The following is a 21,943-nucleotide window of genomic DNA, read 5'->3' on the forward strand; positions in this document are numbered from 1 at the left end:
CGCGGCAAGTGGGGCAGCGGGAAGACATCCCCATCCGGCATTCACACACCGCGCGGTGGAATTTCGGGGCTCAAACTGCTATCTGTTCTCAAAAGACGCCTGTTTTTGACTTCAGGCCCTCCAAAGGCACAGACATGACCGACACGAACCTCCTTCTGCCCATGCGCACGGGCGAAATCCGCATTCACGACGCCGAAGGCTTCGCAGGGATGCGCAAGGCCGGGCGCCTCGTGGCGGAATGCCTCGACATGCTGGTGCCGGAGGTGAAGCCGGGCGTAACGACCGAACACCTGGACAACCTGATCCGCGAGTTCGTACTGGACCATGGCGCGACCTCCGCGACGATCGGCTATCGTGGTTATCGCCACGCCTCCTGCATCTCGCTGAACCACGTGATCTGCCACGGCATTCCGGGGCCGAAACCGCTGAAGGAAGGCGACATCGCCAATATTGACGTGACGCTCATCATCGATGGCTGGCACGGCGACCATTCGCGCATGTACGGCGTCGGCGAAGTGAAGCGGAAGGCCGAGCGCCTGATGGATGTCACCTACGAAGCCATGATGGCCGGCATCGCGCAGGTGAAGCCGGGTAACCGCTTCGGCGACATCGGCGGCGCGATCAGCGAGATCGCCCGCAAGAACCGCATGTCCGTCGTCGAGGACTTCTGCGGCCATGGCCTCGGCCAGCTGTTCCATGACGAGCCGAATGTGATCCACTCTGCCGACTACAATACCGGCCCGGAGCTGAAGCCCGGCATGTTCTTCACCATCGAGCCGATGCTGAATCTCGGCCGCAAGGACGCGGCCATCCTGCCGGACGGCTGGACGGCCGTGACACGCGACCGCCAACTCTCGGCCCAGTATGAGCATTCGGTCGGGGTGACCGAGGACGGCGTGGAGATCTTCACATCCAGCCCCAAAGGCTGGCACCAGCCGCACAAGGTCGTGCTCTAGGCCCCTATTCCTGCACCGGTTCCGGCGGAGGCGGCGGCGCATAGAACGGCGCGGCCTCGGCTGGCATTTTCTCCATCGAAATGACGATGCCGTGCTCTGCCGCAAGCTGGCCGATGACAGCGCCAGCCTCTTCGGCATTGGCGGGCTTCGCCTCTGCGACGCGCGGGCCGGCAGATTTCATGAATTCCTCAAACGAGCTGCCGGTCGTGGTCATGATCAGTTCGGTCGGCGTGTCGCTGCCATTCCAGAACATGTGGGCATGGCCCCGGGTCAGCGCTGCGAAGTCGCCCGGATTGAGGCGCAGCGTCTCTCCGCCCGACAGCACGTCGAGCGTGCCGGAGAGGACGTAGAAATACTCATCCTCCAGGCTGTGGGTGTGCGGCGGCGAGCCCGGGCTCTTCGGCGGCAGTAGGAATTCGTAGATCGTCACCTCGCCAGCCGATTCCTCGTTCGACAGGAGGAGGCGGACCGGATGAAACGGATTGTCGACCATCTCGCCCGTGGCGGCCCGCACCAGCTTGTCCGGATGGTCAGCATGATCCGCCATGGTCATGGCATGATCATGCGAATGTCCGTCATGGGCACAGGCAGCAAGGCCTAAAGCCATTGCTGGCAGGATTGCGGTCGTCAGTTTCATGGATGCGTCCCCTTTTCTTCAGGCCTCTTGGCGAGCCATGCGTGCAAGGCTTCCACAGGATTCCGCCCCTCGCAAGCGCGCCAAACCTACTTTGTCGAAACGGATTTTCGTGGTTTCTCCGCAAGGATGAAAACCGGAACGGACAAACCGCACTGGCAGGGCCATCGCGAGCGCCTGCGCGGCAAGCTGCTCTCGCGCGGGGCCGCAGCGCTTGATGATTACGAGATTCTCGAAGTCCTGCTGATGGCCTTTATCCCCCGGCGGGACGTGAAGCCCATTGCCAAGGCGCTGGAACTGCAATTTGGCAGTCTCTCAGGTGTGCTGGCCGCGCCTGCGGCCGATCTCGTCAAGGTGGACGGCGTCGGCGAGACGGTCGCCGCCTATCTGAAAGCCGTCGCCGAACTGCAGAGCCGGGCGAGCCTCCAGGAAATCCGCAAGCGCGAAGTCATCTCCTCCTGGTCCGCCCTGCTGGAATATGTCCGCCGCGAGATGCAGCACGAAACGCGCGAGCAGTTCCGCGTGCTGTTCCTCGACCGCAAGAACCAGCTGATCGCCGATGAAGTAATGAGCCAGGGCACAGTGGATCAGGCGCCCGTCTATCCGCGCGAGATCGCCCGGCGGGCGCTGGAACTGGCCGCGTCCAGCCTGATCCTGGTGCACAACCACCCCTCGGGCGACACCACGCCCTCGCGCGCCGACATCGACATGACGCGCGAAATCATCGACGCGCTTATTCCCTTCGAGATTGAGGTTCACGACCACCTGATCGCCGGAACGGGCGGCGTAACCAGCTTCCGCTCGGCCGGACTGATATGACAGTTCCCTTACGATAAGACTTGCGGCGGGCGCGCGGGGCACTACCGTGGTGGCATCGCCAGCAAAATGCTCCGATCAGAAGGGCAGCGCTGAACCGGAGGAGACTACATGAGCGATACGACAGCCGGCCAGGCAGCACAGCCTGGCCATATCACCGGTTTTGGCTCTCGTGGCTACAGGACATACGTCCTGATGTCCCTCATGCTGGTTTACACGCTGAACTTCATCGACCGGTCGCTGATCGGCGTCGTCGGCCAGCCGATCATGGATTCCTTTGGTCTCAGCGATGCGCAATGGGGCCTGCTCAACGGCCCGCCCTTCGCCCTCTTCTACGCCTTGATGGGCATTCCGATCGCCATGTGGGCCGACCGCGGCAACCGCGTGTTCATCATCGGTCTCTGCATCATCATCTGGTCGATCATGACGGCGCTTTGCGGCCTGGCCGCAGGCTTTATCTGGCTGCTGCTTTTCCGCGTCGGGGTCGCCATCGGTGAAGCCGGCTGTACCCCGCCGGCCAACTCGCTGATTACCGACTACTACCCGCCAAAGAGCCGCGCGAATGCGCTCGGCATCTATTCGATGGGCGTCACCATCGGCGGCGTTCTCGCCCAGCTGTTCGGCGGCACGATTGCCTCCATCAAAGGGCCCGACATGGGTGCCTGGCTGCACTCGCTCGGCCTCGGCTTCCTGTTCGATCATCTGAACTGGGAAACGGTCGAAGGCTGGCGCATCGCGTTTGTGGTCATCGGCGCCCCTGGCGTCCTGATCGCAGCGATGATCTGGTTCACGATGAAGGAACCGCCGCGCGGACACTCCGACGCGCCATCCGTCCATGTTGAGAAGGCCGGCATTCTGGAGGCTTTCAAGGAATTCGGCCGGAAGCCGACCTTCTGGTCGCTGTCGCTCGGCGCCGCCTTCGTGGCCTTTGTCGGTTATGGCCTGTTCGCTTTCCAGACCCCGTTCCTGATGCGTGTGCATGGCGTCAGCCTGCATGAGGCCGCAGTGAAGTTCGGCGCCCCGCTGTCCGCTGTCGCCGCGGGCGGCACCTTCCTCGGCGGGTATCTCTCCGAAAAGCTGTCGCACCGCTTCCCCGCTGTCTCGGCTTGGCTGCCCGGTGTGGGCCTGCTGATCGCCGTGCCGGCCTATTCGATCGCCTTCCTGACGACGTCGCTGACCGTTGCGATCTGCTTCTGGGTCGTCGGTGCGATCACGCACTATGCCTATCTCGGCGCCCAATACACGGTGGGCACAGGCATTGTCAGCCCGCGCGCCCGCGCGACGACGATCTCGGTCCTCCTCTTCATCGTCGCCCTGATCGGCAACGGCATCGGCCCGATGTTCACCGGCTGGATGAGTACGCACTTCATGGTGTCGAGCCTGACGAGCCAGGGGCTTGCCGACCAGTTCGCGACCTTCGAGCCAAAACTCTGCGGTGGAAATGTTGCCCAGCTCGGCGCTGACGGCCCTGCCCTCTGCTCGGCCTATGCCGAAGGCCTGCGCCATTCCATGGTCGCCACCGTGATGATCTTCATCATCGCCGCAATTTTCTATTTCCTCGCAGCGCGCACCTTCATGAAGGACCGCTACGACCCAACTGCAACCTCCGGACAAGGATGATTTCGACCCCGGTATACTAACAGGAGACGCCCATGACTGACGCCGCCTTGACCCGACCGGGACACGAAACGGGATACGGATCCTCCGGATACCGCGCCTATGTCCTCAGCGCTCTGCTCGTTGTCTACATCTTCAACTTCATCGACCGGTCGATCTTTGCGATCCTGACCGAGCCGATGAAGACGTCGCTGCAGCTAGAAGACTGGCACATGGGTGTGCTGGGCGGCCTCGCTTTCGCGATCTTCTACACGACCCTCGGCATTCCGATCGCGCGCCTTGCCGAACGGCGCAGCCGGATCGGTATCATCGTGATCGCGCTCACCCTGTGGAGCCTGATGACCGTGCTCTGCGGCTTTGCCGTCGGTTTCATGTCGCTCTTCATGTTCCGCCTCATGGTGGGCGTCGGCGAAGCGGGCTGCACCCCGCCGGCCCAATCCGTCATCGCTGACTATTTCAAACCCTCCAGCCGCGCGACGGCCGCCTCGATCTACGCCCTCGGCGTCCCGCTCGGCGGCATGATTGCCGGTCTCGCCGGAGGCCCGATCAATGACTATGTCACAGGCCACAACGTCCATAATCTGCTGGATGGCTGGGGCTGGACCTGGGCCCGCGATGCCATCGACTGGGAAAGCATGGAAGGCTGGCGCATCGCCTTTGTCGCCGTCGGCCTGCCGGGCGTACTGATCGCCGCCCTGATCGGCTTCACGATCAAGGAGCCGCCGCGCGGATATACAGACCCGCCGAACGCCGACGGCGCCAAGCCTGAAAGCCTCGGCTTCATACCGTCCCTGAAGACGCTGATGAAGAAGCCGACCTATGTGCACATTGTCATCGGCGCCGCCATCGCCTCATTCGCAGGTTATGGCATCGCACAGTTCTCGACGTCCTTCCTTCGCCGCACGCATGGCCTCAGCCTCACCGAAGCGGCGCTGATCTTCAGCCTCGTCATCGGCCTGATGGCCGCCATCGGCGTCTTCCTGTCCGGCTTCCTGGCCGACAAGATGGCCGTGCGCCATCCGAAGGCATTGTCCTGGATGCCGGCCCTCGGCATGGGCCTCTCCGTGCCGCTTTACTGGCTGGGCTATCTCGCGCCGACCGTGCCGCTGATGCTGCCACCGCTGATGGCCGCAGCGACGCTCCACTATTTCTATCTCGGCCCGATGTATGCCGTCTCGACCGGTGTCGCGGATGCCCGGACCCGGGCAACGGCAGTCGCCATCACGCTGTTTGCCGTGAACCTGATCGGTATCGGCCTCGGCCCGACGCTGATCGGCTTCCTGTCGACCTTCCTGAAGACGATGATGCTGGGCGGGCACGACCTCGGCCTGACGCTGGAAATCTGCAAGGACGTGACCGGCCTCGGCGAAGCCCAGGCAGCGGCCTGCAACAGCGCCAATGCCCGCGGCCTGCAATGGTCGATCATCATCTTCGCCACGCTCTATGGCTGGGCGGCCCTTCATTATCTTTGGGCCGGAAAGACACTCCAGCGTGACATGATCACCCGGGCAGCTTAATCCGGCTGCATGGCTGTCTACACTCAGGTTTCCGACGAGGCGCTCGCCGCCTTCCTGACCGAATACGATCTCGGCGCCCCGCTCTCCTTCAAAGGGATCGCGGAGGGCGTCGAGAATTCGAACTATTACCTGGAGACGGAGAAAGGCCGCTACATCCTCACCCTGTTCGAGAAGCGGGTGAACGCGGAGGAGCTGCCCTATTTCGTCGGCCTGAAACAGCACCTCGCCGCCAAGGGCTATCCCTGCCCTTCGCCGATCGCCGCGCGGGACGGCAAGGCCCTGCGCACGCTGGAAGGCCGCCCGGCACTGGTCGTTTCCTTCCTCGAAGGCCTTTCGCCCCGCAAGCCAAACGTCGCCCAGTGCCGGGAGCTTGGCGCGGGCATGGCCCGCATGCACATGGCGCTCGCGGACTTCGGGATGGAGCGTGCGAACAGCCTGGGCCCTGCCTCATGGCCTCGCCTCTGGGCAGGCCGCGAAGCCGACGCCGACGCGCTGCAGCCGGGCCTTGCCGACGCCATCGCGGAAGATCTCGCCGCCATCGCCGCGGCGAAGCCGCAATCACTCGACCTGCCGCGCGGCACGATCCATGCGGACCTGTTCCCCGACAATGCCTTCTTCCTGGGGGACACTTTCTCCGGCGCGATCGACTTCTACTTCGCCTGCACCGATGCGCTCGCCTATGACCTCGCCATCTGCCTCAATGCCTGGGCCTTCGAAGATGGTGGCGGCCCTTCGCTCGACTACAACTTTTCCAAGGGCGCGGCCCTGATCGCAGGTTATGAAAGCGTCCGCCCGCTGGAGGCAACAGAGCGCGACGCCCTGCCCATCCTTGCTCGCGGTGCAGCGCTGCGATTCTTCCTCACCCGCCTCGTCGACTGGTCGTCGACGCCGGAAGGTGCCCTCGTAAAGCCCAAAAACCCCCTCGAATATGCCGGACGCCTCGCCTTCCATAGAAAGGTCGAAACGGCGGAAGGCTATGGTGCATGAGTGAGACGAGCGGCAGCGGCGCAGACGAAGCGGCCCTGCCCAGCTATGCCGGAACGGCCGCGCGGCGCAGTTTCCGGCGGATCAAGCTCGGCCTCTTCCTCTCCTCCATGGCGGCCTGCCTGTTCGTCACCATCATCGGCGTCGTCTGCTCGCGCATCATGATGCTGGCCATGGGCATCACCGGCGCGGCAGCCAATTTCGACATGCTCAGCTCCGGCGGTTTTCTCGGCGGCATCAGCGGCGCCTTTCAGCTGGCGAGCTACAATTTCCTGCTCTTCTTCATCAACGTGCCCGCGGCTTGGCTGGCGCTGGGCCTGTCCATCGGGCGCATGCCCTATCGCGGTATCCTGCATCGCAAGCCTTACATCCGCTGGGGCAGTATCTGGGGCGCGATCCTTGTCGGCGGCACAACAGGTTTCTTCGGAACGATCTCCAGCATCGCGAGCGGCCTCGGTGCCTTGTTTGGCGGCGTCTTCATCGGGGCCATCGCTGGGGCGCTCTGCGGCCTCCTGTTCTACGCCATCGTGAAGCCCGCCAACCAGATCGTCGATCTGGACATTGACGTCTTCTGACGCTTGACGGCTCCGGCGAAGCCAACCACCTGAAAAGCCATGACCGATTTGATCGAAATCTGGACCGATGGCGCGTGCAGCGGCAATCCCGGCCCCGGCGGCTGGGGCGCTCTGATGCGCTGGAACGGCCACGAGAAAGAACTCTGGGGCGGCGACAGCGCCACCACCAACAACCGGATGGAAATGCTGGCCGTGATCGAGGCGCTGAACGCGCTGAAGGGCCCATCAAAGGTCACGCTGCACGTCGATTCCACCTATGTGAAAGACGGCCTGACCAAGTGGATCCATGGCTGGAAACGCAATGGCTGGAAAACCGCCGCCAAAAAGCCGGTCAAGAACCAGGATCTCTGGATGGCGATGGACGAAGCCTGCCAGCGCCACGACATCACCTGGAAATGGGTGAAGGGCCATGCCGGTGACCCCGGCAATGAAAAGGCCGACGAACTTGCCCGCCGCGGCACGGAAGAGGCCCGCGGTCGTTAAGCGAGCAATTGCTCGGCGGCGGCCTTGAAGTCCGCTTCGCCGGTGCCCGTCATCTCAAGCACGGTTTCCGGCTTGTCTTCCCGCCGTTTGCGGCTGCGCGCATAGAGCGGGTCGTAGTGTTGCTCCATCAGCTGGCGCGCGAGTTCTGTAAAGTTCTTCTGATCGGCAAGCGTCAGCCATTCCTCAACGGTTTCGTTGGACTGGATGCCCTTCAGCTTGCCGATGGCGGCTGAGAGACGCGGCGCTTCCGCGATAATATCCGCATACGTCCGGACAAGGTAGTCTGCCCGCACGTCGAGGCTCATATGCATTTCGATCCGCGGTGCGGCCAGCATGGACCGCCACAGGCGGCGCGGCACGCGGCGGTGGCCGACAAGCGCGGACTCCGCTTCTACAAAAACCGGCTTCGACAAATCCATCCGCCGAAGCTGGTCCCAGATCTCCGTCTCGAACATGCGCTGGGCCGGCTGGGCCTCGTCGACATCGCCGAAGGCTGAGCCGCGATGATTGGCGATACCTTCCAGATCCAGCACCTGACCGCCCTGCTCGGCCAGCGCGTGCAGCAGCGCCGTCTTGCCCGTGCCGGTCTGCCCGTCGATCAGATGCACCGGCAATAGCGGCTCGTCACAGTCGAGCCCTTCCACCACTTCGCGCCGCCAGGTGCGGTAGCCGCCTTTCACAACGCCCGTTGGCCAGCCGACCGACGACAGGATCGTCGCCATCGCGTTCGAGCGCATGCCGCCCCGCCAGCAATAGACCAGCGGCCGCCAGCTTTTCGGCTTGTCGGCCAGCGCCGTTTCCAGATGGTGAGCGATGTTGCGCGCCACGATGGCCCCGCCAACCCGGTTCGCCCGGAACGGGCTCTCCTGCTTGTAGATCGTGCCGACTTTCGCGCGCTCATCATTCGACAGGACGGCCAGGTTGATCGCGCCCGGCATATGGTCGTCCGCAAACTCGGCTGGCGAACGCACATCGATGATGTCGTCGTAGCGGGCCAGGTTTTCCGGGCTGAGGTCGGTGACGGTTTCAAGATAGGGCATCGGCCACAGACCTATCAGGTTTTCCCCGGCGCACCAGAGCGCTAAGGTGCGGGCGAAGCAGGAGAATTCCGAATGGCCGATACACTTGTAGAGCCCCGCCTCACATCCCTCGCCCATGGCGGCGGGTGCGGCTGCAAGCTCGCGCCCAATGTGCTGGCCGATATCCTGTCAGAAATGCCGCTGGCCATCGGCTCGAAGGACTTGCTGGTGGACGCTGGCACCAGCGACGATGCGGCGGTCTACAAGATCAACGAGACGACCGCCCTCGTCGCGACGACGGACTTCTTCACCCCCATCGTGGACGACCCGCACACATTCGGACGTATCGCGGCGACGAATGCGCTCTCCGATGTCTTCGCCATGGGCGCGAAGCCGATCTTCTCGCTGGCAATTGTCGGCATGCCCATCGGGCAGATCTCGCCGGAGACGATCCGCGCCATTCTTGCTGGCGGGCAATCGGTAGCGGAGACCGCCGGCGCCCCGGTCGCGGGCGGACACTCCATCGACGCGGCAGAACCGATCTATGGCCTCGTCGCCATGGGCCTTGTCGATCCTTCCCGCATCCTGATGAACTCGAATGCGAAGGCCAGCGACGTGCTGATCCTCGGCAAGCCGCTCGGCATCGGCATCTATTCCGCGGCCCTGAAGCGCGAGATCCTGGAACCTGCGCACTATGAGGAAATGATCGCCTCCACCACGCGCCTCAACACACCGGGCACGGATCTTTCTGCGATGGACGGCGTGCATGCCGCTACGGACGTGACGGGCTTCGGCCTGCTCGGCCATGGCAGCGAAATGGCACGCGGCGCAGGCGTGTCGCTTGTGATCGAGAAGGCCAAGGTGCCTGTGTTCGACGGCGCGCGGAAACTCGCCGAGGACGGCGTGAAGACAGGTGCCTCGGGCCGCAACTGGGACTCGGTGAAACACATGGTCAGCGGCGAGATGACCGAGACCGAGCGCGACCTGCTGTGCGACCCGCAGACCAGCGGCGGCCTGCTCGTCTCCTGCGCGCCGGAGGTGGCAGAGGACGTGCTCGCCCTCTTCGCCCGGCACGGCCATGACGGCGCCGCCATTGTGGGCCGCGTCGAGGCTGGCGCACCGGGCGTCCGCGTCGCCTAGGACGCGTGGCAGCTTTCCGGGTCGCGGCGGGCTTTTGACATCGCATCCTCGACCGGCTGGGCGCCGCGCTTCATGCGTTCTTCGGTGAGACCATAGAGGCTGCCGTCCCGGTCATCTTCCATCAGTTCGGCGACATCTTCGGTGGAGAGGTCACTTCCTTCCCGCATCTCGATGATCTTCGTCATCAGCGCATGGTTGTCGGCGCGGGTTTCCTCGTCCAGGCCGGCCTCGATCTGCACATAGCACGCGCAGAGATCGTCCATGGTCGCGCCCCGGTTGTTGATGCGCAGCTCCAGCTGGGTATCACCTGTCACCATGGCCTGGCAGAGGGCCAGCGGCCTGGCGCTCGCATCCTCCGGCGTGCTGGCACAGGCTGCAAGCGCGAGCCCGGCCAGCAGGCTGGCGGATGTTTTCAATTTTCCCCACCCCATAAGGATCAGGCCGGAACCTTGCCAGCCAGCATGCCGGCGAGCGTGCCGGCGATGATGTCCTCGGCTTCCTTCATGATCCGGTCCATCAGTTCCTGGACGGTTGGAATGTCGTGGATCAGGCCCGCGACCATGCCGCAGCTCCATGCCCCGGCATCCATCTCGCCTTCAACCATGACCTTCGGATAGACACCGGCGACTTCGGCGATGATGTCCTCGAACTTGATGTTGGAGCCGAGTTCTTTCTCTTTCTCCAGGAGGCGTTCGACACCGGCATTGGTCAGCACACGTTCGGTGTTGCGCAGCGGGCGCATGACGAGGCGCGTGTCGAGTTCGGACGCAGCGACGATGGCCTGCTTCACGTTCTCGTGCACCGGGGCTTCCTTCGTCGCGATGAAGCGCGTGCCCATGTTCATACCCTGTGCACCCATGGCGAGCGAGGCGACCAGCGAGCGGCCGTCTGCCATGCCGCCGGAGGAGATGAACGGGATTTCCAGTTCGTCGGCTGCGCGCGGCAGCAGGATGAAGTTCGGCACGTCGTCTTCGCCCGGGTGGCCGCCGCACTCGAAGCCATCGACCGACACGGCGTCACAGCCGATCGCCTGGGCCTTCAGCGCGTGGCGCACGGCGGTACATTTGTGGATCACCTTGATGCCAGCGCCCTGCAGGGCAGGCAGCACGGCGGACGGGTTGTTGCCGGCCGTTTCCACGACTTTGACGCCGCCCTTGATCACGGCCTCGACGATACCCGGATAGTCCGGCGGCGTGGTCGACGGCAGGAAGGTGATGTTCACGCCGAACGGCTTGTCGGTCATGTCCTTGCAGCGGGCGATCTCGTTGGCGAGGTCTGCCGGCGTCTTCTGCGTCAGCGCGGTGATGATGCCGAGGCCGCCGGCATTCGAAACAGCCGCCGCCATTTCGGCAAAGCCGACATAGTGCATCCCGCCCTGAACGATCGGACGCTCGATGCCCAGCATTTCGGTGAGCTTGGTCTTCATGGAATGTCTCCTCCGGTCACGATTTGCCAATATCCATGGCCGAACGGGCCCGCCCCGGCAAGAGTGACGAAGGGGAACTTTCCCGGCGCATTGTCTTGAGAGGGAGATAGACTTCTCTGGCTGATTGAAGGACAAATGCGCCATGAGACATTGCATTTTCCTCGGTACCATCGCCTTTCTCGCCGCCTGCCAGACTGCGCCGCCAGACCCTGCCCCTACGGAAAAGGTCATCGTGAAGGTGATCAAGACGGTGGAGGAACCAGTCCCTGCCCCCGCCCCGACCCAGGGCCAGCAATGGCTCTACGGCTCTGCGGAATCCCGCATCGCGCTGAAGCAGGACTGGAACGCCATCGCGTCGTATGTCGAAGCGAAGGCCGCAAACCGCCCGAACGCCAGCGTCGTGCTCGCACCCGGCGCAACAGCCGAGGCCGCTGACTTTCTCGCCTGCGGCGCAGACCAGCCGCTTGCCGCCGTCTTCGATGCCGACGAGACGCTGATCTGGAATCTCGGCTCCATGGGCTATTTCGCCCGTCATGGCATCGGCTTCGCTCCTGCCGTCTGGGACGAATGGGAGAAGACCGGCGCGGGCAAGGCGGTCGCCATTCCCGGCGCGAAAGATGCCTTCCAGCGCATGCGCGATGCCGGGGTCGAGATCATCGTCAACACGAACCGCTCCAACACCAATATCCAGGGCTCTGCCGATACGCTGAAGGCCGCCGGTCTCGGCGAGTTCGTCCACGGCCAGACGCTTTACCTGCGCGGCGATGCCCCGGATGGCGGCGGCAAGGACGGGCGCCGCTACATGATTTCGGACAATTACTGCGTCATCGCCCTCGCCGGTGACCAGCTGGGCGACATTGCCGACATCTTCAATGACAAGGCCCTCACCCCGCCAGAGCGCAAGGCGCTGACGGCCGCCCCGGTCTTCGACCAGATGTGGGGCAATGGCTGGTTCATCCTGCCGAACCCGGTCTACGGGCCCTCCCTCGCCGGATCGATGGAAGAGGTGTTCCCACCTGAAACGGACTGGGCGCCCCCGGCCTCGGAGGAATAGGCCATGAAGGTCTTCATTCATGGCGTGCCGGACACGCCCCATCTCTGGAAACCGCTCGTTGCCGCCCTCGGTCTCCAGCCTTCAGAGTATTTCGCCCCCGCCCTGCCCGGCTTCGGCACACCGCTGCCGGCAGGCTTTGCCTGCACCAAGGATGCCTATGCGGCGCACCTGATTGGCGAGATCGAGAAGCTGGGCGAAAAGATTGACCTGGTCGGCCATGACTGGGGCGCGCTCCTGTCGCTGCGCATCGCCAGCCTCCGGCCGGACCTGATCCGCACATGGTGCGTCACCAATGCGGTGATCGATCCGGACTATCGCGGCCACCAGACGGCGCGCATGTGGGCAACGCCCCTGCTCGGCGAATTCGTCATGCTGAACATGCGCAACAAGCCGCGCATGAAGGCGGCGCTCATCGAGGGCGGCATGCCGGCGGATCTCGCCGCGGAGGAAGTTCCGCTGATCGACAAGACGATGCGCCAGTCGATCCTGAAGCTCTACCGGTCTGCCATTGGCCTGCGCTTCTCCGGCGCCTGGGTCAGCGACCTGGCAAACCTGCCATCTCCCGGCCAGCTCTACTGGGGTGAGACCGATCCCTATGTGGACCTTTCCGTTGCCGAGCGTTTCTCGAAGACCCACAAAGTGCCCCTGCACATCGAGAATGGCGCCGGCCACTGGGCCTGCGCCGAACGGGCAGATTCGTTTGCCACCGTCCTGAAAGCGCTCTGGGCGAAGGGCTAGTCCGGCTTGGTCGCCTATAGTCCGTTATAGTCATGGGTTGTCATGCATGATCATGGCGTAGACGGATTTCGTGCTGCGCCGGTCATGCTTCATGCGCCAACCGCGTCATCCCCGTCCGCGTAGCGGTCTGGGGACCCATCTCTGACCAGTGCATCGGGAACGTCATGTCATGACGTGCTCGGCGCCTCGTTCAGGGATGGGCGCCCAGATGGCCGTTGGCCATCGGGCGTGACGCAAGTGGAGGACTATCCACCAGCCAACAGCCCCGGGCCTGCCGCCATCATTGGCGAGCAAACAAACCTATCCAACACCTCCGTGGCATGACGTATAGTCCGGGCCATGTCACTCTTTCACCCGCCTTCACGTTTCCCGCCGCAGCTCGCCTTTCTCTGGCCCGTCATCTGGGTCCAGGTGCTGATGCTGCGCGCGCAGATACGGGCCGCTTATGGGCGCGGGGTGAAGTATCATTGGGGGGTGACGCCAAACCTCCGCGTCTACCTCGTCAGCATCGACTGGATTCCCGGACAGAAAGCCGAACGCGACTGGCTGAAGCCCCGCGCGCATTCCAGTGATCGTCTTGCCGCGGCCTGCGATGGCCGGGCGGCTGCGCCAGCCTATGCCCTGCAGTTTGGTGAACACCTTGAAGCCGGAAAGCCGCTCGTGGCCTGCCGGGTTGCGATGCCCGGCACCCTGAACCTGCCCCTGCCGGAAACCTGACGCGGAAGCATCTTCCTGAAAATTCAGCCTGCACTCAAAGCGCCGTCACGGGCGTTGCCTGTGCTGGTGGAAACCGTACCGGGCGGGTGAAGGGCAGAGCCGCTGCTCAGTGCACCCTTTCCGCCTCGGCTTCCTTTCAGGCGGCTTCCTTGCTGGGGCTGCCCAGTTCCTGCTTCACGCGTTCAGCCAACTGACGAACTGTGAAGGGTTTCGGCAGAAAGGAAACGGCCCGGTCGTCATCCAGCTGCTGGGCGATATCGCGCTCGGCATAGCCGGAAATGAAGATCACGCGGGCATGGCCCAGCAACTCCTTCGCTTCGCGGATCAGCGTCGGGCCATCCTTGCCCGGCATGACCACGTCGGAGATGACGAGGTCGAAGCCCTGCGGATTGTCCTCGAGGATCTCCATGGCTTCCTCGCCATCGCAGGCCTCCTCGACTTCATAGCCGCGTGAACGCAGCAGCGACGCCGCGATGCCCCGCACGCCGTCTTCGTCCTCGATGAGGAGAATTCGTCCGCGGCCGGAAATATCCATCGGGCGGGCAGCCGCTTTGTCGGCAGCCGTTGCCTCGACCGGGGCGGGCACTTCTTCCGCTTTCAGGGCCGGCAGGTAGATGTGGAAAGTGGTGCCCTTGCCGACAGCGGACGTCGTGCAGACATAACCGCCGGACTGCTTGATAATGCCGTAAACGGTGGCCAGGCCAAGGCCCGTGCCGACGCCGGCTTCCTTGGTGGTGAAGAAGGGCTGGAAGATCTTCTCCATGACATCCTTCGACATGCCGTGGCCGGTGTCTTCCACCTCGATCAGCATGTACTCGCCATCTTCGACGAACTTGAAGCCCTTGGCATGGGCATCGGCGCCAGTGGCCCGGGCGGTGCGGATCGTCAGCTTGCCGCCATTCTTGTGGCTCAGCATCGCATCGCGCGCATTGGTGGCGAGATTGAGGATCGCGTTTTCCAGCTGGTTCTTGTCGGCCTTGATGTGTGGCACATCGCGGCCATGGACGACTTCCAGTTCAATCCGCTCGTCCAGAAGCTGGCGCAGCAGGATCGAAAATTCGCTGAGGAAGTCCGGCACCGCGAAGATCTCGCGCTTGAAGGTCTGCTGGCGCGCATAGGCCAGCAGCATCTTCACCAGTTCCTTCGCCCGCATCGCGAATTCGTTGATGGACTGGAGGTTCGCATAGGAGGGGTCGCCCAGCGGGTGCTGGACCATCAGCTGCTCATTGTTGAGGATGATGCCCTGCAGGACGTTGTTGAAGTCGTGCGCAACGCCGCCGGCGAGCTGGCCGATGGCCTGCATCTTCTCGCCATGCGCCAGGCGGATCTCCAGCTGGCGCTGATCGGTAATGTCCATGACATAGGCAACAGACGGACGGCCATTGCCGTCGAGGGCGACGAACACATTGACGTGGCGCGGGTCCTTGCCCGCCAGCTTCAGGCCGACCGGCTTGTCGATCGCGTCGACGAGAACGCTGGAGAGCGCATCCTCGCCCTCTTCGGCCTGGAACATCGCCGCGAACTGGCCGCCCGGCGCGGCCTGGCCGCCGGTCATTTCCATCAGTGCGCGGTTGGCATCGAGAATGATCGCGCCCTGCACGCTGTCGCCCTGCAGGCGGACGGCGCCGAAGGGCGCGTCGTCGAACATCGGGTCACCATCCGGACGCGGCGGGCGCGACCCGGTCAGGGCGAAGCGCTCTTCGCCGCCGTTCAGCATCTGCGCGCTCGGCAGCAGGATCGTCCGGCCGGCTGCATCGGCGCCGCGGCCGGACCAGGTGGTGATCGCGTGGACCGGGATCTCGATCCCGTCGCGGCCGCGGATCTGGACGTCGACACGGCCCGGCAGGCCGGTCTTGCGGTCGCGCGACAGCATCTTCACGAACTCCGGGCGCATGATGTCGTCGATGCGGACATTGCGGGCCGACTCCGGCAGGCCGAGCGTGTCGCGCAGCCAGGAGTTCGCATAGGTGATCGTGCCGTCCGGGCGGGCGGCGAAGAAGCCCATCGGCGCGTCTTCAACGTAAAGCGACTTCAGGTCCGCCGCGCCAGTCGCCTCACGCTCGCCTGCGATCGGACGGATGCGCCAGAGCACCTTGCCGCGCGGCAGCGGGGAAACAGAGATTTCGTACTGGGCAGGCACCTGCTCCGGACCGATCGTGATCGGCGGAAGCACTTCGCGGCGCGCCATACCGGCCTTCGCATCCTTCGACAGGCGATAGACCGGCGCCGCAAGACCGGGGCTCGCACCGAACAGGCGGTCGACCGTCACCGGGCCATTGTCGCCCTGGCTGACCATCAGCGCCATGCTGGTAAGATCCTTGTAGGCCGTGTTCGCGGCAACCGGGGCACCGCCCTGGTCGGCGATCAGGACGCTCTCGTCCAATGCCTCGATCCAGCCGAAACGCGGCTGGCTGGCCTGCGCAGCGCGGATGGCAGATCCTTTCTCCGGGAACAGGCCCAGCAAGCGCCCCGCCCCGCGGACGGTCCACAGCAGGAAGACAAGCCCGCCCGACCCCATGGAGATCAGCAGGATCGGTCCCGGCGCACCGGAGGCTTTCGGCCAGGCAAGCGCAACGCTCGCAGCAGCGATGGAAATCAGCAGGCAGCCCCAGAACAGGAGCTGCATCACGTCGATCCGGGTGCGCGGCAGGTCCAGGCCTCCGCCTTCCGACGTTTCGACCTCGTCAGGCGGGCTCTCATGCATCCGGGTATTGGTGTCCATGCTGCTCTTCACTCCCGCCACCGGCCAACAAACACGCGCCGGGCAATACAGTCCGGCCGGGCCGGCAAGACCGACTCAGCCGCTATGAATCCTAGTCTACAGAGAGATAGGCAGCAAAGGTTAACGAAAGCGAAAAAAGCGTTAAGACTGTCCGTCAAGATTACAGATTCCCGCTTACCGGAGTACTCCATGAAACCTGTCCTGATTGCCCGCTCGTCGGTGTTGGCCCTGCTTTTTGCCACGGCCGGCTGTGTCATGAATGAGGAAACTGTCGCGCCTGCGGCAGGGACAGAAGCCGCTGCCGCTGAGGCCATCGAATCGCCCGACGTGCCGGGCGCTGACGAAATCGCTGCTGAATCAGCCCGGCTGAACGAGTGGTTCGACCAGAAGTTCGACGAATCCGTTTCCCGCAGCCCGATCTCGCAGACCTATCTCGGTATCAAGGACAATTACGGCGAGTGGGATGATGTTTCCGACGCCAATCAGCTGAAGGAACTGGAGATCGAGCGCGCCGACATCGCCGAAATGGATGCAAGCTTCGATCCCGCCCTGCTGGACCATCAGGCAAAACTCTCCTGGCGGATCGCCAAACTGAACCTGAAGAATTCAGAAGCCGACTACACATACCGACATCATCGCTATGTCTTCGACCAGATGAACGGGGTGCAGGCTGAAATTCCGGCCTTCCTCATCAACCAGCATCAGATCGGCTCCAAATCGGATGCCGAGGCCTACATTTCCCGCCTCAACGGCGTGCCAGCCTATCTGGAGCAAAACCTCGAGAATGCGCGGATTGCGCTCGCGGAAGGCATCCAGCCGCCGGCTTTTGTCTATGACTATGTCCTCTCGGACGCCAAAGGTGTGATCACCGGAGCGCCATTCGACGACAGCGGCAAGGACAGCCCGCTGATGGCAGACTTTCGCAAGAAGATCGCGGGCCTGGCCGAGACTGGCACCATCACCGACGCAGAGGCGAACGCGCTGATTGCCGAAGCCGCCGATGCCCTGACCGGCTCCGTCGGCCCGGCCTATGAGGCCGCCATTGCGGAGCTGGGCGAACAGGCAAAAACCGCCACCACCGATGACGGCGCCTGGAAGTTTCCGGACGGTGAGGCCTATTACGCCACGCGGCTGGCTGACTACACCACCACCGACATGACCGCCGAGGAGATCCACAATCTCGGCCTCGCTGAAGTAGCGCGGATCCAGGACGAAATGCGCGCGATCATGAAACAGGTCGGCTTCGAAGGCAGCCTGAAGGCGTTTTTCGACTTCACGAGAACTGATCCGCAATTCTTCAAGCCGAATACGCCGGAAGGCAAAGCCGAATACCTGGACGAGGCCACGGCCTGGATCGACCAGATGCGCGAAGACCTGCCGACCGTGTTCAACACTTTCCCCAAGGCGGACATGATCGTGAAGGCTGTGGAGCCATTCCGCGAGAAATCTGCCGGCAAGGCCTTCTACTCACAGCCGTCCCCGGATGGCAGCCGGCCGGGCACCTATTACGCCAACCTCTATCGCATGCAGGACATGCCGACTTACCAGATGCAGGCGCTGGCCTTTCATGAAGGCATTCCCGGCCACCACATGCAGATCGCCATCGCGCAGGAACTGACCGGCGTACCGAAATTCCGCAAATATGGCGGCTTCACCGCCTTTATCGAAGGCTGGGGCCTTTATTCGGAGTACCTGCCGAAGGAGATGGGCTATTACAGCGATCCGTACGACGATTTTGGCCGCCTCGCGATGGAGATCTGGCGCGCGGCCCGCCTCGTGGTCGACACAGGCATCCATGACCAGCACTGGACCCGCGAACAGGCGATTCAGTACCTCATGGACAATACGCCCAATCCGGAAGGCGACTGCCGCAAGGCCATCGAGCGCTATATCGTGATGCCGGGCCAGGCGACAGCCTACAAGATCGGCATGAACCGCATCCTGGAACTGCGCGCACATGCGAAAACCGAGCTTGGCGACAAGTTCGATCTTCGCGCATTTCACGATGTCGTGCTGAAAGACGGCGCTTTGCCGCTGGAAATCCTCGAAGAAAATGTCGACGCATGGATCGCCGAGACCAAGGCATCCGAATAGGCGCGGAAAAGATTAACGGAAGCCCGGCACGCGGCGCGAGATTCTGAGCGCCATTTTGTTGCCTTTGCGCCCGATCTGGGCCTCCGCCACAACCGGTCCATCGCGCCCGCCGGAGAGGAGTTCAACCGGTTGGTCTGCCGGCACGCCCAGCAGCAAGGTGGAACCGGCCGTCAGGTCCGAAAGCCGGGAGAGTGGCACGCTGAGCGAGGCGACCCGGGCCGTCAGAAGGACGGTCACGGATGATGGCGCTGCCTCTGCGGGCGGAGCAACCGCCTGAGCAGGCGCAGGCGCCAGAAGCGCTTCCGGAGCTGCCGCATCCGCGATCTCGCCCGACAGGATCAGGCGGGCCGCATGACGGCCGCCATCGACCCGGATTTCGAAATCGATGATTTCCGCCGTGCCCGGACGGGCGAGTGCGGCGGCGAAGTCTGCTTCGGTCTCCATGCCCGCGAAGCCGAGGCCCGGTGCAATGGCGTGGCCCAGCGGCCGGACGAGGCCTTCGAGCAGCGCGCTGTCGAGCGGGGTCAGCTCACGTGGGGACCAGTCCCCCGGCATGGCGCCGCCGCCGCAAGCTGTTTCAATCAGGGCGTTTGCGAGCTCTGGCGAGAGGACCAGCATGGCGTCCACTTCACCCTCGTCGATGGCAAAGCAGGCGATGGCAGCCCCCTGCCCGGCGATCGCGCCGGTCAGGCCGGAATCAAAATCACCTTCACGCACGCAGCGGGCAGCTGCCGCCGCGCGCAGGCCGCATCCCTTGCGCAGAGCGAGGGAGAGCCGCGATGCAAGGCGCCGCGCCGTAACCGGAATATCCGTAGTCTGGGAGTCGGAGGTCTCAGGCCCCGCTTCAGGCTCCGCCGCACGCGCCTCCACGTCTGGCAGAGGCTTGTCTGCAATCGTTTCCGGCGCGGGCTCCGGCTGGCTCTCCGGCAGGTCTGACAGGTCTGGGCGAAGCAGGGCCTCGATCTCTGCCGCGCTCAACACACCGCGTGCGGACGGCAGGGGCCGGTCGGATGAAAGCGGCTCAAAGGAAGTCGGCATGTCGACCATCACCGCCGATTCCCGGCGGGGTGACATGTCCCAGCCGTCATCGGCGGCAAGAGGGAGGTCTGACTTCATGCGCGGCGCTTCCGTAATGGTTACTTCTGCAGCGGAGAGGGTTAACGGGTAGTTAGGAATTGGAATTCCCGGCCCCGGTCAATGCCTGGCTGGCAGCCCGGCGGGCCGGGTTGAAGCTAACAAAACAGCACTTGTTGTTAAACATAAGGCTTCAGCCTTAAGACCTTGATTACCAAGATGTAAGAGATCGTTTGGACCTTGCTGGCATTGTGACTTCACCGCGGAACAGGCGGCCGCGGAGACGATAAAGCGCCGTGGCGTTGGGATGAATCAGCCGTGGCGTTGGGATGATAAAAAAAGCGGCGGCGCCTCCATTGGAGACGCCGCCGCAAATAATTCCGGGGCAAGGTTTTTGACGCCTCAGTCGTCGCGCAGGGTCCGTTCCTTGCGCTCGTGACGTTCCTGGGCTTCCAGGCTCAGCGTCGCGGTCGGGCGGGCCTCAAGGCGGCGCAGGCCGATCGGCTCTCCGGTCACTTCGCAGAAGCCGTAGGACCCGTCCTCGATCCGGCGCAGGGCCGCGTCGATCTTGGAGATCAGCTTGCGCTGGCGGTCCCGGGTGCGCAGTTCCAGCGCCTTGTCGCTTTCCGCAGAAGCACGGTCGACGATATCGGGCAAAGAACCGGATTCATCCTGCAGATTCGTAATGGTCTGCTTGGCGCCGTCGAGAATGTCGGCTTTCCAGTTCTCAAGCAGCCGGCGGAAATAGGCCAGCTGCCGTTCATTCATGAATTCCTCGTCATCCGAGGGACGATAGTCATCTGCAATTTCGACACTCATCGCAGGACACCTCATTCAAACTTGGGCGGGATATAAAGCCGCAGGCGATTCACCGCAATCGGCAAAGCTGTGTAAATTTTGTCTGCCTTTTCAGGCGCCTGTGCCAATAACCCTGAATTGTCGTGAAATTGTGACCAATACACACAAGTCCAAACCTGCCTATACACTGCAATATGCAGGCCGGGACTTGATCTTTCATACCCTCACGCGCTCTATGAATGCTCGCTCAATGTACAGCTTTTGCAACGGTTTCAGCGTTCATGGCCCGACGCCGGAAAAGCACTGAAAAAACCTCGGGCTGGATGCAGGCTGTCGTTTTTAACTCCATGCTCATCCTGCTACCGGTCATCGGCGCGCAGGTGCTGGGCGCAGCTTTTTCGGGCTCTGCGTTCTCGGATTCCCCCGGTATCGAAGCCATCGACCAGACCCGGAAGAACATGGACGAGGCCTTCGCTTCCTTCGCCCCGCGCAATCCGGCGGACCGGTACGAGTTCTGGTACGACGTTGTCGACCGGGAACTGAGCGAGCGCGATGTGGCCGCGGCACACGGCTTCCTGCTTGCTGCGCCCCAAATGCTGGAACGCAAGGACGTCAAAGAGCTGATGGTGGCGGCAGATGCCGAAAGGCTGGATCGCTCTGACGACCGGCTGACCGCAGCGGCCCTACGAAAACTGCCCACCGCGATCAGCCTGAAATACGAAGAGGCACAGGTTTCCGAACGCGTGGTCGATGTCCAGTCGGGACTCGTCGATGCGCCGGAAGCGGCCATCGAACCCACAGATACCGAAATCGAAAACCAGGACAGCCCTGACGTCGAAGTGTCATCAGAACGCGCGGCAACGGACACCCGCTTCCGCCTGCTCGGTACATTCCAGGACCTCGCCGAAAATTCCGACCGGTGGCTGCGCGGCGACCGGATGGACGAAATCGCGCTGAAGATCACCGCAATCGGCCTGCTGGAAGCAGAAACGGCTGACGGCCTGTCCGATGCGAATATCCGCGCCGCTTCGATCCTGAAATCTGCTTTGCGCTCGCGGCGCCTGACGGAAGACTTCCAGGATTATCTCGCCGACCGGGTCGACAATGCCCTGCCCGACAGCGCCCTGCGCCCTGCCCTCGAAGAAGCCCTCGGCGAACTCGCCACGGTCGATGTGCGTACCGAACGCGTCAAAGCCGCTTTTGTGGACTCCATCGACGCACGCGGCCTTCAGCGGCTGGAGTCCGATCTCGAACAGATCGACCGCATCGGCACGCTGACCAGCCCCGCTGCCGCGGTGACCCTGATCGAGCGGGTGGAAGACGCCTCAGACCTCCGCCGTATCCGGCTGATTGCGGAAGCGGGCGGTGACCGGGCCGTCGCGCTGGTGAAACAATCAGGCGCCAGTGCCCTGCGTATTGCCGACACCGGCGTCCGCTGGACGCTGCAGATGGTGCTGCAGGTCATGGGAATGACCGCCGCAGGTCTCGCCCTGATCTTTGTGACCTGGTCGACTTTTCGCCGGAACATCCGGAAGAAGAAGAAACTGGAGCCGATGGGCGCCTGAAGCATGAGACCGGC

General features: G+C 63.4%; 20 protein-coding genes. 13 read left to right on the forward strand and 7 right to left on the reverse strand.

The window, feature by feature from the left end; genetic code table 11:
• Window positions 1–134 precede the first annotated feature (134 nt).
• Window positions 135–956: a type I methionyl aminopeptidase gene (gene map, locus R3C98_RS16945; RefSeq protein ID WP_371315255.1), complete on the forward strand. Its 822-nt coding sequence runs from the start codon at window positions 135–137 to the stop codon at window positions 954–956.
• A 4-nt stretch (window positions 957–960) separates the two neighbouring features.
• Here the strand turns inward: map and R3C98_RS16950 are convergent, their stop codons facing one another.
• Window positions 961–1,593 carry a cupin domain-containing protein gene (locus R3C98_RS16950; RefSeq protein WP_371315256.1) on the reverse strand — a complete coding sequence of 211 codons (633 nt, stop codon included), beginning with the start codon at window positions 1,591–1,593 and terminating at the stop codon, window positions 961–963.
• Window positions 1,594–1,719: 126 nt separating this feature from the next.
• Here R3C98_RS16950 and radC point away from each other — a divergent pair, with 126 nt between their 5' ends.
• From radC to rnhA, 6 genes are all read left to right on the forward strand, one after another.
• Window positions 1,720–2,409 (forward strand): DNA repair protein RadC, encoded by a 690-nt coding sequence (gene radC, locus R3C98_RS16955; protein ID WP_371315257.1) that lies wholly within the window; start codon window positions 1,720–1,722, stop codon window positions 2,407–2,409.
• Between the two features lie 108 nt (window positions 2,410–2,517).
• Complete coding sequence (locus R3C98_RS16960) at window positions 2,518–4,026, forward strand: spinster family MFS transporter (RefSeq protein ID WP_371315258.1); 1,509 nt, start codon at window positions 2,518–2,520, stop codon at window positions 4,024–4,026.
• A 32-nt stretch (window positions 4,027–4,058) separates the two neighbouring features.
• Window positions 4,059–5,540 carry a spinster family MFS transporter gene (locus tag R3C98_RS16965; protein ID WP_371315259.1) on the forward strand — a complete coding sequence of 494 codons (1,482 nt, stop codon included), beginning with the start codon at window positions 4,059–4,061 and terminating at the stop codon, window positions 5,538–5,540.
• A gap of 9 nt (window positions 5,541–5,549) precedes the next feature.
• Entirely contained in the window at window positions 5,550–6,527 is a 978-nt protein-coding gene (gene thrB / locus R3C98_RS16970) for a homoserine kinase (RefSeq protein WP_371315260.1), read from the forward strand.
• The gene (locus R3C98_RS16975) at window positions 6,524–7,099 is read left to right on the forward strand and encodes a hypothetical protein (protein ID WP_371315261.1); all 576 of its coding nucleotides are present in this window, start codon (window positions 6,524–6,526) and stop codon (window positions 7,097–7,099) included. Before thrB ends, R3C98_RS16975 begins: the two co-directional genes overlap by 4 nt.
• Before the next feature lie 39 nt (window positions 7,100–7,138).
• Window positions 7,139–7,582, forward strand: a complete 444-nt coding sequence (gene rnhA, locus R3C98_RS16980; protein ID WP_371315262.1) for a ribonuclease HI — start codon at window positions 7,139–7,141, stop codon at window positions 7,580–7,582.
• On the opposite strand, the gene mnmH is transcribed toward rnhA, so the two are convergent.
• A complete protein-coding gene (gene mnmH, locus R3C98_RS16985; RefSeq protein ID WP_371315263.1) occupies window positions 7,579–8,622 on the reverse strand; it encodes a tRNA 2-selenouridine(34) synthase MnmH in 1,044 nt (347 codons plus the stop codon). The two genes, rnhA and mnmH, sit on opposite strands and share 4 nt — an antisense overlap.
• Before the next feature lie 72 nt (window positions 8,623–8,694).
• On the opposite strand from mnmH, the gene selD reads away from it, so the two are divergent.
• Entirely contained in the window at window positions 8,695–9,741 is a 1,047-nt protein-coding gene (selD, locus tag R3C98_RS16990) for a selenide, water dikinase SelD (RefSeq protein WP_371315264.1), read from the forward strand.
• Here the strand turns inward: selD and R3C98_RS16995 are convergent.
• Together R3C98_RS16995 and R3C98_RS17000 are read right to left on the reverse strand one after the other, a co-directional pair.
• Window positions 9,738–10,157 (reverse strand): hypothetical protein, encoded by a 420-nt coding sequence (locus tag R3C98_RS16995; protein WP_371315265.1) that lies wholly within the window; start codon window positions 10,155–10,157, stop codon window positions 9,738–9,740. The two genes, selD and R3C98_RS16995, sit on opposite strands and share 4 nt — an antisense overlap.
• 20 nt (window positions 10,158–10,177) lie before the next feature.
• Entirely contained in the window at window positions 10,178–11,167 is a 990-nt protein-coding gene (locus tag R3C98_RS17000) for an NAD(P)H-dependent flavin oxidoreductase (RefSeq protein ID WP_371315266.1), read from the reverse strand.
• A 142-nt stretch (window positions 11,168–11,309) separates the two neighbouring features.
• Here R3C98_RS17000 and R3C98_RS17005 point away from each other — a divergent pair, with 142 nt between their 5' ends.
• From R3C98_RS17005 to R3C98_RS17015, 3 genes are all read left to right on the forward strand, one after another.
• Complete coding sequence (locus R3C98_RS17005; RefSeq protein WP_371315267.1) at window positions 11,310–12,221, forward strand: 5'-nucleotidase, lipoprotein e(P4) family; 912 nt, start codon at window positions 11,310–11,312, stop codon at window positions 12,219–12,221.
• A gap of 3 nt (window positions 12,222–12,224) precedes the next feature.
• Window positions 12,225–12,959, forward strand: coding sequence for an alpha/beta fold hydrolase (locus tag R3C98_RS17010; RefSeq protein WP_371315268.1), 735 nt, complete (start codon window positions 12,225–12,227; stop codon window positions 12,957–12,959).
• A gap of 339 nt (window positions 12,960–13,298) precedes the next feature.
• Complete coding sequence (locus tag R3C98_RS17015) at window positions 13,299–13,676, forward strand: hypothetical protein (RefSeq protein WP_371315269.1); 378 nt, start codon at window positions 13,299–13,301, stop codon at window positions 13,674–13,676.
• Window positions 13,677–13,812: 136 nt separating this feature from the next.
• On the opposite strand, the gene R3C98_RS17020 is transcribed toward R3C98_RS17015, so the two are convergent.
• Entirely contained in the window at window positions 13,813–16,398 is a 2,586-nt protein-coding gene (locus tag R3C98_RS17020) for a response regulator (RefSeq protein WP_371315270.1), read from the reverse strand.
• A gap of 189 nt (window positions 16,399–16,587) precedes the next feature.
• Here R3C98_RS17020 and R3C98_RS17025 point away from each other — a divergent pair, with 189 nt between their 5' ends.
• A complete protein-coding gene (locus R3C98_RS17025; RefSeq protein WP_371315271.1) occupies window positions 16,588–18,492 on the forward strand; it encodes a DUF885 family protein in 1,905 nt (634 codons plus the stop codon).
• A 12-nt stretch (window positions 18,493–18,504) separates the two neighbouring features.
• Here R3C98_RS17025 and R3C98_RS17030 read toward each other — a convergent pair whose 3' ends face one another.
• Both R3C98_RS17030 and dksA read right to left on the reverse strand, forming a co-directional pair.
• A complete protein-coding gene (locus tag R3C98_RS17030; RefSeq protein ID WP_371315272.1) occupies window positions 18,505–19,608 on the reverse strand; it encodes a FliM/FliN family flagellar motor switch protein in 1,104 nt (367 codons plus the stop codon).
• Window positions 19,609–19,968: 360 nt separating this feature from the next.
• Window positions 19,969–20,385, reverse strand: a complete 417-nt coding sequence (gene dksA / locus R3C98_RS17035; protein WP_371315273.1) for an RNA polymerase-binding protein DksA — start codon at window positions 20,383–20,385, stop codon at window positions 19,969–19,971.
• A 260-nt stretch (window positions 20,386–20,645) separates the two neighbouring features.
• Between dksA and R3C98_RS17040 the strand changes: the two genes are divergently transcribed.
• The gene (locus R3C98_RS17040) at window positions 20,646–21,929 is read left to right on the forward strand and encodes a hypothetical protein (RefSeq protein WP_371315274.1); all 1,284 of its coding nucleotides are present in this window, start codon (window positions 20,646–20,648) and stop codon (window positions 21,927–21,929) included.
• Window positions 21,930–21,943 lie beyond the last annotated feature (14 nt).

The sequence above is a fragment of the Hyphomonas sp. genome, assembly GCF_041398465.1.
In the GTDB taxonomy this organism is placed as follows: domain Bacteria; phylum Pseudomonadota; class Alphaproteobacteria; order Caulobacterales; family Hyphomonadaceae; genus Hyphomonas.